15 protein-coding genes are annotated in these 14,656 nt (G+C 44.4%); 11 read left to right on the top strand and 4 right to left on the bottom strand.

Going from position 1 to position 14,656, the window contains the following annotated elements:
- Positions 1-8 precede the first annotated feature (8 nt).
- Positions 9-446, bottom strand: a complete 438-nt coding sequence (locus G7Y45_RS06675; RefSeq protein ID WP_005775390.1) for a nucleoside deaminase — start codon at positions 444-446, stop codon at positions 9-11.
- Positions 447-450: 4 nt separating this feature from the next.
- A complete protein-coding gene (locus G7Y45_RS06670) occupies positions 451-684 on the bottom strand; it encodes a hypothetical protein (RefSeq protein WP_005775389.1) in 234 nt (77 codons plus the stop codon).
- Positions 685-766: 82 nt separating this feature from the next.
- Here G7Y45_RS06670 and G7Y45_RS06665 point away from each other — a divergent pair, with 82 nt between their 5' ends.
- The 4 genes from G7Y45_RS06665 to G7Y45_RS06650 all read left to right on the top strand — a co-directional run bounded on the left by G7Y45_RS06665 (position 767) and on the right by G7Y45_RS06650 (position 3,628).
- Positions 767-1,132: a YraN family protein gene (locus G7Y45_RS06665; RefSeq protein WP_005775388.1), complete on the top strand. Its 366-nt coding sequence runs from the start codon at positions 767-769 to the stop codon at positions 1,130-1,132.
- A 5-nt stretch (positions 1,133-1,137) separates the two neighbouring features.
- Positions 1,138-1,494, top strand: a complete 357-nt coding sequence (locus G7Y45_RS06660; RefSeq protein ID WP_005775387.1) for an MmcQ/YjbR family DNA-binding protein — start codon at positions 1,138-1,140, stop codon at positions 1,492-1,494.
- Entirely contained in the window at positions 1,478-2,233 is a 756-nt protein-coding gene (locus G7Y45_RS06655; RefSeq protein ID WP_165017426.1) for a biotin--[acetyl-CoA-carboxylase] ligase, read from the top strand. Before G7Y45_RS06660 ends, G7Y45_RS06655 begins: the two co-directional genes overlap by 17 nt.
- 69 nt (positions 2,234-2,302) lie before the next feature.
- Positions 2,303-3,628, top strand: a complete 1,326-nt coding sequence (locus tag G7Y45_RS06650) for a zinc-dependent metalloproteinase lipoprotein (protein WP_165017423.1) — start codon at positions 2,303-2,305, stop codon at positions 3,626-3,628.
- 23 nt (positions 3,629-3,651) lie between these two features.
- Here G7Y45_RS06650 and G7Y45_RS06645 read toward each other — a convergent pair whose 3' ends face one another.
- Complete coding sequence (locus G7Y45_RS06645) at positions 3,652-4,335, bottom strand: lipopolysaccharide assembly protein LapB (protein ID WP_032530245.1); 684 nt, start codon at positions 4,333-4,335, stop codon at positions 3,652-3,654.
- A gap of 137 nt (positions 4,336-4,472) precedes the next feature.
- Between G7Y45_RS06645 and G7Y45_RS06640 the strand changes: the two genes are divergently transcribed.
- The 4 genes from G7Y45_RS06640 (at position 4,473) to rsgA (ending at position 8,340) form a co-directional block, all read left to right on the top strand.
- Positions 4,473-5,792 (top strand): MATE family efflux transporter, encoded by a 1,320-nt coding sequence (locus tag G7Y45_RS06640; RefSeq protein WP_005775382.1) that lies wholly within the window; start codon positions 4,473-4,475, stop codon positions 5,790-5,792.
- Between the two features lie 73 nt (positions 5,793-5,865).
- The gene (gene pyrH / locus G7Y45_RS06635) at positions 5,866-6,576 is read left to right on the top strand and encodes a UMP kinase (RefSeq protein ID WP_005775381.1); all 711 of its coding nucleotides are present in this window, start codon (positions 5,866-5,868) and stop codon (positions 6,574-6,576) included.
- A gap of 171 nt (positions 6,577-6,747) precedes the next feature.
- Positions 6,748-7,308 carry a ribosome recycling factor gene (gene frr / locus G7Y45_RS06630; protein WP_005775374.1) on the top strand — a complete coding sequence of 187 codons (561 nt, stop codon included), beginning with the start codon at positions 6,748-6,750 and terminating at the stop codon, positions 7,306-7,308.
- A 99-nt stretch (positions 7,309-7,407) separates the two neighbouring features.
- Positions 7,408-8,340 carry a ribosome small subunit-dependent GTPase A gene (gene rsgA, locus G7Y45_RS06625; protein ID WP_005775373.1) on the top strand — a complete coding sequence of 311 codons (933 nt, stop codon included), beginning with the start codon at positions 7,408-7,410 and terminating at the stop codon, positions 8,338-8,340.
- Between the two features lie 33 nt (positions 8,341-8,373).
- On the opposite strand, the gene G7Y45_RS06620 is transcribed toward rsgA, so the two are convergent.
- Positions 8,374-8,562 carry a hypothetical protein gene (locus G7Y45_RS06620; RefSeq protein WP_032530235.1) on the bottom strand — a complete coding sequence of 63 codons (189 nt, stop codon included), beginning with the start codon at positions 8,560-8,562 and terminating at the stop codon, positions 8,374-8,376.
- A gap of 513 nt (positions 8,563-9,075) precedes the next feature.
- On the opposite strand from G7Y45_RS06620, the gene G7Y45_RS06615 reads away from it, so the two are divergent.
- Genes G7Y45_RS06615 through G7Y45_RS06605 form a run of 3 tightly spaced genes read left to right on the top strand, consistent with a single transcriptional unit; the run spans position 9,076 to position 14,530 of the window.
- Positions 9,076-10,158, top strand: a complete 1,083-nt coding sequence (locus tag G7Y45_RS06615) for an efflux RND transporter periplasmic adaptor subunit (protein WP_165017420.1) — start codon at positions 9,076-9,078, stop codon at positions 10,156-10,158.
- A gap of 14 nt (positions 10,159-10,172) precedes the next feature.
- Positions 10,173-13,208 carry an efflux RND transporter permease subunit gene (locus G7Y45_RS06610; protein ID WP_005775368.1) on the top strand — a complete coding sequence of 1,012 codons (3,036 nt, stop codon included), beginning with the start codon at positions 10,173-10,175 and terminating at the stop codon, positions 13,206-13,208.
- Complete coding sequence (locus G7Y45_RS06605; protein ID WP_165017418.1) at positions 13,205-14,530, top strand: TolC family protein; 1,326 nt, start codon at positions 13,205-13,207, stop codon at positions 14,528-14,530. The genes G7Y45_RS06610 and G7Y45_RS06605 overlap by 4 nt, the downstream gene beginning before the upstream one ends.
- Positions 14,531-14,656 lie beyond the last annotated feature (126 nt).

Here is a 14,656-nt window from a genome sequence, read left to right as displayed (position 1 = left end):
ATAAAAATTCACCTTCTTTTAGACGCAAAAAAATTTTTCATCAGATTGGCACATTCATCGGCGAGTATCCCTTTGACAACTACAGTTTTGGGATGAAGGGACTTTGGAGCATATCTCTGGTACCCCCTTTTTTCGTCTTCAGCACCAAAAACCAATTTACCAGTTTGTGCCCAGGCAATAGCACCGGCACACATCACACAAGGTTCTACAGTAACATACAACGTACATTCATTCAGATATTTCCCTCCAAGGACATTGGCTGCCGCAGTAATAGCCTGCATTTCGGCATGGGCTGTCACGTCATTCAATGTTTCAGTCAGATTGTGTGCACGGGCAATGATCCGTTCTTTGCAAACGACAACTGCTCCCACTGGGACTTCTCCACGTTCGCCGGCCTTAGCAGCCTCAACCAGAGCTTGTTTCATAAAATAAGAATCGTCCAACATAATCTTAACGCCGCATATCGTGTTCACCAAAAAGAGTCGGATAATCCTCCTCCATATTTTTATGTATAAACATGAGAATCGTTTCACGAAGCCAACGCGATTTATTCGTTATCTTATACTTATCCAGATAACGATCTACAATCTGCTGCTCATCTTCGCTTAGCAATATACTCATCCTGCGTTCCCGTTTAGGTTCGTCAAGAGTTGCCTTATTACACTTTTTATCTCTCTTTCTCATATTCTTTGCAAATTTACTTTTACTTCTGTAATTTCAAAGAAGAAAAAGAGTAAATTTGCAGAAAATAGTATGCTAAAATTATATGGCAGAACATAATCTGTTAGGAAAGGCCGGAGAAGATGCTGCTGTTCAATATCTGGAGCAGCACGAATATACCATTCGTCATCGGAATTGGCGTAAGGGACATCTGGAACTGGACATTGTGGCAGCCCAAAACGGTGAACTGATAATTGTGGAAGTAAAGACACGTACCGACACGGACTTTGCATTACCTCAGGATGCTGTTACTCCACAGAAAATCAGGCGAACCGTAATCGCAGCCGATACATATATTAAGCTTTTCCAAATAGACGCATCTGTAAGATTTGATATTATTACTGTCGTAGGTAAAGTAGGAAATTTCAGAATTGAACATATAAAAGAGGCGTTTTACCCGCCATTATTTTAAATAGTATGAATATAGAATCAGCCAGAGAATACTGTCTTCAGAAAAAAGCAGTCACCGAATGCCTCCCATTCGATGAATACTCACTTGTACTGAAAGTGATGGATAAAATGTTCGCACTAATCGATTTGGAAGGAGCCAATATGATTGCTTTGAAATGTAATCCTGATTATGCCATCGAACTACGTGAACATTATTCAGCCATCGAAGGTGCTTATCATTTCAACAAAAAATATTGGAATCAGATTTTCTTTGACCGGGATGCCGACGATAAATTGATAAAACAGCTGATTGACCATTCTTACGAAGAAGTATTGAAGAAATTCACTAAAAAACTACGTGCCGAATATGATGCCCTTCCCTGAGTCTTTTCCTGTACCTTTGATTTATATCGAAGAGACAGACTCCACCAATCATTATTTAAACGATCTGTGCAATAAGCAAGATGTCAGTGAACTAACCACGGTAGTAGCTAACTACCAAACCTTGGGCAGAGGACAGCGAGGAAACAGTTGGGAATCGGAGAAAGGTAAGAATCTGATATTCAGCTTCGTACTTTATCCCACTTCTTTAGAAATCCGCAGACAATTTCTTCTATCTCAAATCATCTCTTTATCCATTAAGGAAGAACTCGACACATACGTTAAAGATATCTCTATTAAATGGCCGAACGATATCTACTGGAAAGAAAGAAAAATCTGCGGAATATTGATTGAAAATGATTTGATGGGAGTACATATCAGCCAAAGCATTGCAGGGATTGGTATCAATATTAACCAGGAAGAGTTTTTTAGCCCCGCCCCCAATCCTGTATCACTTAAACAAATCACCGGTCAAACTTACGAACTCTCCGGAATATTGGCAGGAGTTATGCAACGAATTATAGAATATTACAGCCTGCTTCAAAAAGGGGAGCACACTTATATAACCCACCGGTATCAGAAGGCGCTTTTCCGAAAAAAGGGTATGCATAAGTATTCCGATGCGAACGGAGAGTTTATAGCCAGAACCATAGAAGTTGAAGCCGACGGTCATCTTGTTTTGCAAGACGATACAGGCAAAATACGCCGATACGTATTTAAAGGGGTACAGCACATTTTATAATACTTCTTCTTTTTTTAGTTTAAAACATTACCTTTGCAATATTGTTTTAAATATAAAAACGTTTAATTTATGAAAATCAGATGCCTACTGTTAATATCCATATTAACACTACTGTTTGTCAGTTGCGAAGACTCCAATACCGAAAATAATTCAAAACTTGAGTTGTCGGAGTCATCTTTTCAAGATATTGACAGCGATGGAGTTACTCTAACCGTAAATATCACCAGCAGCGATTCGTGGGTAGCAGCAAGTTCTTCAACCTGGTGCAAGCTCGTACCCAATAAGGGAGCAAGTAATCAGCCACTCGGCATTGTTGTAGAGACTAACCTTGAAACGACTGAAAGAAGTGCAACGATTGCGGTAACTTCCAGTGGAATAAAAAAGGTCATAACCGTCACACAATTGGCAGCTGGACATTCAACCGATCCCGAAGCGTACCACTATGAACTTCCCATAATCTTCCACGTGCTATATAAGAATAGTTCCGACCCCAAACAGTACATTAGTCCAAACCGTTTAACTGACATATTAAAAACGGTCAACAAATTATATAAAAACAAGATTGGAAGCGTAGATATGAACCTGACTTTTACACTGGCATCTACAGATCCCAATGGGAAAACATTAACTTCTCCGGGAATAGAATATATACAATGGAAAGACGATTACCCCATTGACTGCGATAAATTCATGGAAGATGACACAACAAAAGGTGGAGTGGGATATGTAAATTATCTATGGGACCCCAACCGATACATTAACGTGATGATTTATAACTTTGCAAATGACCCGCAGTCAAATACTACCACCTTAGGAATCTCTCATTTGGCATTCACAACTACAGGCAGCAACTCTCTGGAGGGGCTTAATGAAACAAAATATTCTTACTTGGAATTAAAGAATCTGAGTTTTCCGTATTGTGTCTCCATTAATAGTCTCTTCATTGACCAGCAATCTACTTCCACAGCCTACAACACTACTGACATTACAGTGACACTGGCGCATGAGTTGGGTCATTATTTAGGACTACACCACGTTTTTTCGGAAGATCCGGAAAGTAGTTGTAAAGATACAGACTATTGCAAGGATACACCCAGTTATGATAAGGATGCTTATGATATGACATATCAGTGGGCAATGGCAGGTAACATACCTGAGAAAGAGCTTTTTGCTTATCTTGTCAAACGCGAAAGTTGTGACGGTGCCCAGTTCATCTCCCATAACATTATGGATTACTCCGTCAGTTACTCCGACCAATTCACACAAGACCAATGCAACCGCATTCGTCATGTATTGACATATAGTCCGCTGATACCCGGACCTAAAAAAGAGCAAGCAAATACCCGAGCAGCTATCGGAGAAGTTCTTAAACTACCTATACGCACAATCAAATAATAGAAAAAGAGGTGAACAGATAGTTATCTGTTCACCTCTTTTTCTATCAACTGTATCTTATCAAGCGTCTTCCTTGCTTCTGTCGAAGGAAACCGGCTCACAACTTTCAGCAGATACTCTCTTGCTTTTCCGTATCCGTTACTCATCACCCGGCTTAAACCATCACGATAACGGGCATACTGCATACGTGTCGGAGCAGCTATCTTCTTATATTCATTCTCTATCCGTTGCTTCTCACGTTCCGCTTTCAAATATAAGTAGTTACCTATAAAAATATTGGCAGCAAGGTTATCAGCATCCAGCATCAACACTTTCTGATAAGTCTTCAAAGCCTCTGCTTCCTTACCCCGGCAAACTTCCATTTCGGCACAAGAGACAAGACAGTTTACATCGTTCGGTGATTTTTGCAGCAATTCTTTATAAAACAGATACGCCTTATCATAGCTGCGTGACTTCTTATAGAATGAAGCCAGCTCATTAGCAAACTTCGAGGCTACATCTGTATTCTTATCCACCCCGGTCCAGTAAAACATCTCGGCCTTTTCCACATTCGTATTCACGGCCTGACGGAACAGACTAATAGCTTGTTCCCACTGTTTATTATCAATGGCGGCTGATACTCTCTGCAGCATTTCTCCTGCCGATTGTGCTGAAAGCGAAAACGGAAGCGAAAACAACATGGAAAGAAATAAAGTCAGAGCTTTCATCTTATTCATACTTATTTAGTTAGGTTCCTACAAAGATAGAAATTATTCCGATTCACCGGTCGCTAAAAACCAATTAAATAACGTTATTGTTCTCTTCATTTTCAGATTCACCTTTTTTCGTGTAACTTTGCCCGTCCATGGATAAAATCTTTCATCTCAGCAGTGGTAACAGACGGATTCTGCAAATAGCCGTCCCTTCCATCATCTCCAATATAACCGTTCCGTTATTGGGGCTGATCGATGTTACCATTGTAGGTCATCTGGGGTCAGCAGCCTACATTGGTGCCATTGCCGTGGGAGGTATGCTGTTTAATATCATTTATTGGATATTCGGTTTTCTGCGGATGGGTACCAGTGGAATGACTTCTCAGGCATACGGCAAGCGCGATCTTGACGAAGTGACCCGACTCCTATTACGGTCGGTCGGTGTAGGACTGTTCATTGCTCTCTGCCTGATGCTTCTGCAATATCCCATACTAAAAGCGGCATTTACTTTTATCCAAACCTCCGATGAAGTGAAACGTCTTGCTACACTTTATTTCTATATCTGCATTTGGGGTGCTCCCGCCATGTTAGGGCTTTATGGCTTTGCCGGATGGTTTATCGGTATGCAAAACTCCCGTTTCCCGATGTACATCGCCATCACTCAAAATATAGTCAACATCGCAGCCAGCCTATGCTTTGTCTATCTGTTGGGTATGAAAGTAGAAGGCGTTGCGCTGGGTACTCTGATTGCCCAATATGCAGGCTTTTTCATGGCATTCCTGTTATGGCACCGATATTATGGGCAACTGCGAAAACGCATCCAGTGGAAAGGCCTGCTGCAAAGACAGGCCATGTATCGTTTCTTCCAGGTAAATCGTGATATCTTTCTACGTACTTTATGCCTGGTGGCGGTAACGATGTATTTTACCTCTGCCGGAGCAGCACAGGGAGAAGTTGTCCTGGCCGTAAACACACTACTTATGCAACTTTTTACTCTGTTCTCATATATCATGGATGGTTTTGCTTACGCAGGCGAAGCATTGGCAGGACGCTATATAGGCGCCGATAACCGAACGGAACTTCACCGCACTGTCCGCAGATTATTTGCCTGGGGTACCGGTCTTTCAATCGCTTTCACCCTACTTTATGGCATAGGAGGACAATCATTTCTCGGCTTACTCACCAACGAAGCGTCTGTTATCAATGAAGCAGAAACCTATTTCTATTGGGTATTGGCTATTCCTCTTGCCGGATTCTCGGCATTCCTTTGGGACGGCATCTTCATTGGTGCGACTGCAACACGCCAAATGCTCTATTCCATGTTTATAGCTTCGGCCAGTTTCTTCATTATCTATTACACATTTCATAACTCAATGGGTAACCATGCTCTATGGATGGCATTTATCGTCTATCTCTCTTCACGGGGATTCATACAAGCACTGCTCGCCAGAAAGATAATGCAACAAAAATAACTCTCAAAAGAATCTCGCTTTAAAACTATTCGTTTATCTTTGCAAAAAAAGAAATCATTAACAACCAACTCGTATGGCAAAATACAAAAGAATCCTGTTGAAGCTCAGCGGTGAGAGCCTGATGGGAGAAAAGCAATATGGCATCGATGAAAAACGATTGGCCGAATATGCCGCACAAATCAAAGAGATTCACGAACAAGGCGTACAAATAGGTATCGTCATCGGTGGTGGCAACATCTTCCGCGGACTGAGCGGAGCCAATAAAGGTTTCGATCGGGTGAAAGGCGACCAAATGGGAATGCTGGCCACTGTTATCAACAGCCTTGCACTCAGCTCGGCATTGGTTGCTGCCGGGGTGAAAGCACGCGTACTGACCGCAGTACGTATGGAACCCATCGGTGAGTTTTACAGCAAATGGAAAGCCATCGAATGTATGGAAAACGGCGAAATCGTGATCATGTCGGCAGGAACAGGAAATCCATTCTTCACTACCGATACCGGCTCTTCCCTCCGCGGCATTGAGATAGAAGCAGACGTAATGCTGAAAGGCACCCGTGTAGACGGTATCTACACTGCTGACCCGGAAAAAGACCCGACTGCTACAAAATTCGACACCATCACTTACGACGAAGTGTTGAAACGCGGATTGAAAGTGATGGATCTCACAGCTACATGTATGTGCAAGGAAAACAATCTGCCCATCGTGGTATTCGATATGGATACGGTAGGTAACCTGAAAAAAGTAATCACAGGAGAAGAGATTGGCACATTGGTACACAATTAGTCAATTCTCTAATCTGAAGAAATACGAATGGGTTAATAAGTGGACAGGATACGTTCAGTTATTAACCCATTCTTCACTTATTCTTATAGGGATAGTTGCAGATAACCAAAAAATAATCTACTTTTGTTTTCAAAATTAATCAAAGTGCCAATTTTATAAAGACTTAATAAGATGGTAGACGTAAAAACGATTATCGAAGAATCACAAGAGAAGATGGATATGGCAGTGATGTATCTGGAAGAAGCACTGGCACACATCCGCGCCGGAAAAGCAAGCACACGCTTGCTGGATGGTATCCGTGTAGACTCTTACGGAAGCATGGTGCCCATCAGCAACGTAGCTGCCGTAACCACTCCCGATGCACGCAGCATCACGATTAAACCTTGGGATAAAAGCATGTTCCGGGTTATTGAAAAAGCCATTATCGACTCCGATCTCGGTATCATGCCGGAGAATAACGGTGAAATTATCCGCATCGGCATCCCCCCTCTTACCGAGGAACGCCGTAAACAACTTGCCAAACAGTGTAAAGCTGAAGGCGAGACAGCTAAAGTAAGTATCCGCAACGCGCGCCGCGACGGTATAGATGCACTGAAAAAAGCTGTAAAAGACGGTTTGGCTGAAGATGAACAAAAGAATGCAGAAGCTAAACTGCAGAAGGTTCATGATAAGTACATCGCCAAGATTGAAGAAATGCTGGCTGAAAAGGACAAAGAAATTATGACCGTATAATTCTAAATTACAAGTTACGAGCTACGAGTGCAGTGCACAAGCACAGCCTCTCCAATCATTTCTTATAGCTCGTAACTTGTAATTTGCAGTTTATAAAACATGAAGGGATTAGTAATAAAGAATACAGGTAGCTGGTATCAGGTGAAAACCGATGACGGGCAGTTGGTTGAATGCAAGATCAAAGGTAATTTTCGGCTGAAAGGCATACGGAGTACAAATCCCGTTGCCGTAGGTGACCGTGTACAAATCATACTCAACCAAGAAGGAACGGCCTTTATCAATGAGATAGAAGACCGGAAAAATTACATCATCCGCCGTTCATCGAACCTCTCCAAACAATCGCATATTCTTGCAGCCAACCTCGACCAATGTATGCTGGTGGTGACTATTAACTATCCCGAAACTTCAACCACCTTCATCGACCGTTTTTTGGCGTCGGCAGAAGCCTACCGTGTACCGGTGAAGATTCTTTTCAACAAAGTGGATGCTTATGATGAAGACGAACTGCATTATCTGGACAGCCTCATCACCCTCTATACCCAAATAGGTTACCCTTGTTTTAAAATATCCGCACTGACCGGTGAAGGAGTCGATGCCATACGCGAGGAACTGAAAGGCCGGGTAACCCTCTTCTCCGGACATTCGGGAGTGGGCAAATCAACCCTCATCAATGCTCTTGTCCCAGGGCTGGAAGTCAAGACCGCAGAGATATCAGCTTATCACAACAAAGGAATGCACACCACCACTTTCTCCGAAATGTTCCCCGTCCCCGGCAACGGATATATCATCGACACACCCGGTATCAAAGGTTTCGGCACTTTTGATATGGAAGAGGAAGAGATAGGGCATTACTTCCCCGAAATATTCAAGACTTCGGCAGACTGCAAATATGGAAACTGCACACACCGTCAAGAACCCGGTTGTGCTGTTCGGAAAGCGGTAGAAGAGCACTACATCAGCGAATCACGCTATACTTCCTATCTGAGTATGCTTGAGGATAAGGAGGAAGGAAAATACCGTGCGGCATACTGAATCTCTGCTATTTTTCAGAGAATATTCTTTATTCTATTTTAATGCTTCACTTGGCAAAGCAACTGCTTCTCCTACAAAAAATACGTTTCGATCTTCCATCTTCCACCTTTTTCCACTTACTCCATTAATAATCAATGCAATGACATGGTGGAAGATCGCATTTTCAGCCTGTTTATCTTCCACCCGCATCTTCCATCTTCCACCCGTTAACTTGAGCGCCATCCAATCGTTAAGACACTGATAGGCAACACTAAGGAACGTATTTATTAACTGAATACATTGTTTAGAGCATTGTGCTTTCCTTTACTGTTTAGTCGAAAATGATCCGCTCTTCATCCCATCCCCGCTACCCGGGCCCATGAGCCCGTATACTCGGGCTTATAAGCCCGCATACCAAGGCCCATGAGCCCGCATACCAGGGCCGGAATAAACAAACAGAGATTCATTATAATAATTTTGGATACAAGCCTTTAAGACCAAAAACAAATACCGTTGGTTAGTTCGTAATCCGCGAAGAAGAAAAGAACCGTCGCACTTTATCAGGAGGATGATTCGATGACTGTTACAATAAGTCCTCACCCTTTTACTGAAAGGATATTGGGGCTTTCATATACTGAAAACGTAATCAATAAGACACCTTAACACAAAAAATAAATCTATATTTTAATTTCCCGATTAAACCTTTTCCCACCCTCTTAGTCTAACCTTAGAACGGACATATACTAATACTAAGACATGGATAAAAAGGTTAAATGGGGCATCATCACATTGATTGGTGCCGGACTGATAGGCTGGGGTATCTACTCTCAGCTTCCTAAAGCAAATGAAGAGTTGGCAGCAGCCGACAAAGTGATGGCTGGCAAGCAGATCAACAAAAGAGTTCTGAATGTAAATGCCAAGATCATAAAGCCACAATTGCTGACAGATCAGATTCAAATTAGCGGTAGCTTGATGCCTGATGAAGAAGTGGATCTTTCTTTCGAGACTTCAGGAAAGATCGTTGAAATCAACTTTGACGAAGGCAGTGCCGTAAAAAAAGGACAGCTATTGGCGAAAGTAAACGACCGTCAGTTGCAGGCTCAGTTGCAACGCCTCGTAGCTCAGTTAAAACTTGCCGAAGATCGTGTATTCCGTCAGAACGCTCTGCTTGAACGGGACGCTGTCAGTAAAGAAGCCTACGAACAAGTAAAAACGGAACTGGCTACCCTCAATGCGGACATCGACCTGGTGAAAGCTAACATTGCCATGACCGAACTTCGCGCTCCTTTTGACGGAGTAATCGGGCTCCGGCAAGTCAGTGTCGGTTCATATGCCTCACCAACCACTATCGTAGCCAAACTGACGAAAATTATTCCTTTGAAAATAGAATTTTCCGTACCAGAACGTTATGCAAGCCAGGTAAAGAAAGGCACCAACCTCAACTTCGAACTGGGAGGTAAATTAAGTTCTTTCCCGGCAAAAGTGTACGCAACCGAGTCAAGAATCGACCAGTCTACCCGTACGCTGACCGTTCGTGCCCTATATGCCAACAGTAACGGCGCACTGCTCCCGGGACGCTACGCCAGCATTCAGCTGAAAAAAGAAGAAATCCCGAATGCCATTGCCATCCCATCCGAAGCGATTGTACCGGAAATGGGTAAGGATAAAGTATTCCTCTATAAATCGGGCAAGGCTGAACCGGTAGAAATAACCGCAGGCATTCGTACCGAAGCTGAAGTGCAGGTGATAAAAGGTCTGCAGATGGGTGATACCATCATCACTTCGGGAACCCTTCAACTCCGTACAGGATTACCTGTCACACTGGATAATATCAATTAACTCCCGACCGCCTTATGAATATATCCGAATTAAGTATACGACGGCCGGTACTCTCAACGGTATTGACCATCATCATTTTACTCTTTGGACTGATCGGGTACAACTACCTGGGTGTCCGGGAGTATCCGTCTGTAGATAATCCTATAATCTCAGTATCCTGCTCCTATCCGGGTGCTAATGCCGATGTAATTGAGAATCAGATTACCGAACCCCTGGAACAGAACATCAATGGTATTCCGGGTATCCGTTCGCTGTCCAGCGTCAGCCAGCAGGGACAAAGCCGTATCACGGTAGAGTTCGAGCTGTCCGTCGATCTGGAAACAGCAGCCAATGACGTACGCGACAAAGTATCCCGTGCCCAGCGCTACCTGCCGCGCGACTGTGACCCTCCTACTGTTTCGAAGGCGGATGCCGATGCTACTCCTATCCTGATGGTAGCTCTGCAAAGTGACAAACGCTCCTTGCTGGAACTCAGTGAAATTGCCGACCTGACCGTAAAAGAGCAATTACAAACCATCTCCGACGTAAGTAGCGTTTCCATTTGGGGAGAAAAGCGCTACTCCATGCGCTTATGGCTCGATCCTATCAAGATGTCGGGTTATGGGATCACCCCTATCGACGTAAAGAATGCAGTAGACAAAGAAAATGTCGAACTTCCTTCGGGCAGTATCGAAGGAAATACGACAGAGCTCACCATCCGTACCTTGGGATTGATGCACACCGCAGAAGAATTCAATAACCTGATCATCAAAGAAGAGAACGACCGTATTATCCGTTTCAGTGACATAGGCCGCGCCGAACTGGGGCCGGCCGATATCAAAAGTTATATGAAGATGAACGGAGTACCGATGGTAGGTATCGTCGTAATCCCACAACCCGGTGCCAATCATATCAAGATAGCCGACGCAGTGTACGAACGCATGGAGAAGATGCAGAAAGACCTTCCCGAAGACGTGAAGTATTCTTACGGATTCGATAACACCAAGTTTATCCGTGCATCCATCTATGAGGTAAAAGAGACGGTTTATGTAGCCTTCATCCTGGTTATCATCATTATTTTCCTTTTCCTGCGCGACTGGCGGGTGACGCTGGTTCCCTGTATCGTAATCCCGGTATCACTGATCGGTGCCTTCTTCGTCATGTATCTGGCGGACTTCTCCATCAATGTACTCTCCATGCTGGCGGTCGTGTTGGCGGTAGGTCTGGTGGTAGACGACGCTATTGTGATGACCGAAAACATCTATGTACGCATAGAGAAAGGTATGCCTCCGAAAGAAGCCGGCATCGAAGGAGCAAAAGAGATTTTCTTTGCCGTCATCTCCACCACCATTACGCTGGTGGCCGTGTTCTTCCCCATCGTCTTTATGGAGGGTATGACAGGACGTCTGTTCCGTGAATTCAGTATTGTAGTTTCCGGATCGGTGATTATCTCTTCATTCGCAGCCCTGACCTTTACTCCGATGCTTGCCACCAAACTGTTGGTAAAACGGGAAAAACAAAACTGGTTCTATATGAAAACAGAACCCTTCTTCGAAGGAATGAACCGTCTGTACAGTCGTTCACTGGCTGCTTTCCTCAACAAGCGCTGGATTTCCTTACCTTTTGTAGCCATCACAATCGGTATCATCGCTTTCTTATGGAACCACATTCCTGCAGAAATGGCTCCGCTGGAAGACCGCTCACAAATAAGTATCAACACCCGTGGTGCTGAAGGTGTGACATACGAGTACATTCGTGACTATACGGAAGACATAAACGATCTGGTAGACTCGATCGTACCGGATGCAGAGTCGGTAACAGCCCGTGTATCGAGTGGTAGCGGTAATGTACGCATCACGCTGAAAGATATGAAGGATCGTGACTATACACAGATGGACATTGCCGAAAAGCTATCGGCGGCAGTACAGAAAAAGACGATGGCGCGCTCGTTCGTCCAGCAGTCGTCTTCTTTTGGCGGACGGCGTGGCGGCATGCCCGTACAATATGTGTTGCAGGCTACCAATATCGAGAAACTACAGGAAGTACTGCCTAAGTTCATGGCCAAGGTATACGAAAATCCGGTATTCCAGATGGCGGACGTAGACCTGAAATTCAGCAAACCGGAGGCACGTATCAATATCAACCGCGATAAAGCCAGTATAATGGGGGTAAGTACCCGCAACATTGCCCAAACCCTGCAATACGGATTGAGCGGACAGCGTATGGGATACTTCTATATGAACGGTAAGCAATATGAAATCTTAGGAGAAATCAACCGTCAACAACGCAATACGCCTGCCAACCTGAAAGCAATCTACATCCGCAGTGACAAAGGAGACATGGTACAGCTTGACAATCTGATCGAGTTGACCGACGGCATCGCACCTCCCAAGCTGTATCGTTACAACCGTTTCGTGTCGGCTACTGTTTCCGCCGGACTGGCGGAAGGCAAGACCATCGGACAGGGACTGGACGAGATGGACAAGATAGCCAAAGAGACTTTGGACGACACGTTCCGTACGGCACTGACCGGTGATTCGAAGGAGTACCGTGAAAGTTCTTCAAGCCTGATGTTTGCCTTTATCCTGGCCATTGTGCTGATTTACCTGATCCTGGCGGCACAGTTCGAAAGTTTCAAGGATCCGCTGATCATCATGCTGACTGTACCTCTGGCCATCGCCGGTGCACTGGTATTCATGTACTTCGGCGGTATCACGATGAACATCTTCAGTCAGATCGGTATTATTATGCTGATCGGCCTGGTAGCCAAGAACGGTATCCTGATCGTGGAGTTTGCCAATCAGAAACAGGAAACAGGTGAAGACAAACTGACAGCTATCAAGGATGCGGCATTGCAACGTCTGCGTCCCATCCTGATGACAAGTGCTTCTACCATCTTAGGATTGATCCCGCTGGCGTTCGCCTCAGGTGAAGGTTGTAACCAGCGCATTGCAATGGGTACGGCTGTTGTGGGAGGTATGTTGGTATCTACCTTGCTGACTATGTACATCGTACCCGCTATTTACAGTTATATTTCGACGAACCGAAGTAATAAATTAAAGAGAGAATGAAACAGATTGCCCTATTTATCATAGCATTGTGCTGCACCCCTTTGGGTCTGCAAGCACAACAGCCACAAATTTATACTCTAAAATCCTGTCTGGAGTACGGCCTCCAGAATAATTATTCCCTGCAAATAGTCCGTAACGAAGAGCAAGTAAGCAAAAATAACGCTACGCCGGGTAATGCCGGCTACCTGCCTACCCTCGACCTAACGGCCGGTTATACAGGAACTGTGGACAATACCAACACCAAGGTCCGGGCTACCGGGGAGTCGGTAAAAGAAAACGGTGTCTTCGACCAGACCGTTAACGTGGGGCTGAACCTGAACTGGACTATCTTCGACGGCTTCAACATCACTGCCAATTATCAAAAGCTGAAAGAGTTGGAACGACAGGGAGAAACCAATACCCGTATTGCCATCGAAGACCTGATAGCTAACCTTGCAGCCGAATACTACAATTACGTTCAACAGAAAATCCGCCTTCAGAACTTCCGCTACGCCGTATCCTTGTCAAAAGAACGCCTGCGAATCGTGGAAGAACGTTATCACATCGGTAACTTCTCCCGCCTGGACTATCAACAGGCCAAAGTAGACTTCAATGCTGACAGTGCCAAGTATATGAAGCAACAGGAATTGCTGCATACGTCGCGCATCCAGCTGAACGAACTGATGGCCAATGAAGATGTGGACCAGCCGATTGTGATAGAAGACAGTATCATTAAAGTTAACGCAGGACTCCGGTTCGAAGAATTATGGAACGCCACTCTACTGACCAACGCTTCATTGCTGAAAGCCGAACAGAACAATACACTCGCCATGCTGGACTATAAAAAGGTAAACTCTCGTAACTACCCATACCTCAAAATGAATACCGGATATGGCTATACCTTTAATAAATACGACATTGCCTCCAATAGCCAAAGAGGCAATCTGGGTGCCAACTTCGGGGTAACAATCAGATTCAATATCTTCGACGGAAACCGCCGTCGCGAAAAGAACAACGCACGTATCGCCATCAAAAACGCCCGTCTGCAACGGGAGCAGCTGAAACAAGGACTGAAAGCAGACCTTAGCAATCTGTGGCAAGCCTACCAGAATAATCTGCAAATGCTGAAACTGGAACGGCAAAACCTGGTGGCTGCCAAAGAGAATCACGAGATAGCCATGGAACGATATATGTTAGGAAACCTTTCGGGTATCGAAATGCGTGAAGCACAGAAGAGTCTGCTGGATGCGGAAGAGCGAATTCTATCTGCCGAATATGACACTAAGTTATGCGAAATCTCCCTGCTACAGATCAGTGGGAAAATAACAAAATATCTGGACTAAACGTACACTTTGCCCTTCTCCTTACAACATTCGGGGGTGTGTCAAAACTTACCACAGAGGGAAAGACTTTTGACACACCCCCACCTTTTAAACCGACGGAACTGTTTGTTTTAATACAAAAGAAGC

Source organism: Bacteroides sp. ZJ-18 (assembly GCF_011038705.2).
GTDB classification, from domain to species: domain Bacteria; phylum Bacteroidota; class Bacteroidia; order Bacteroidales; family Bacteroidaceae; genus Bacteroides; species Bacteroides hominis.
The sequence above is the reverse complement of the archived record's forward strand: the minus strand, read 5'-3'. Positions and strand labels throughout refer to the sequence as shown.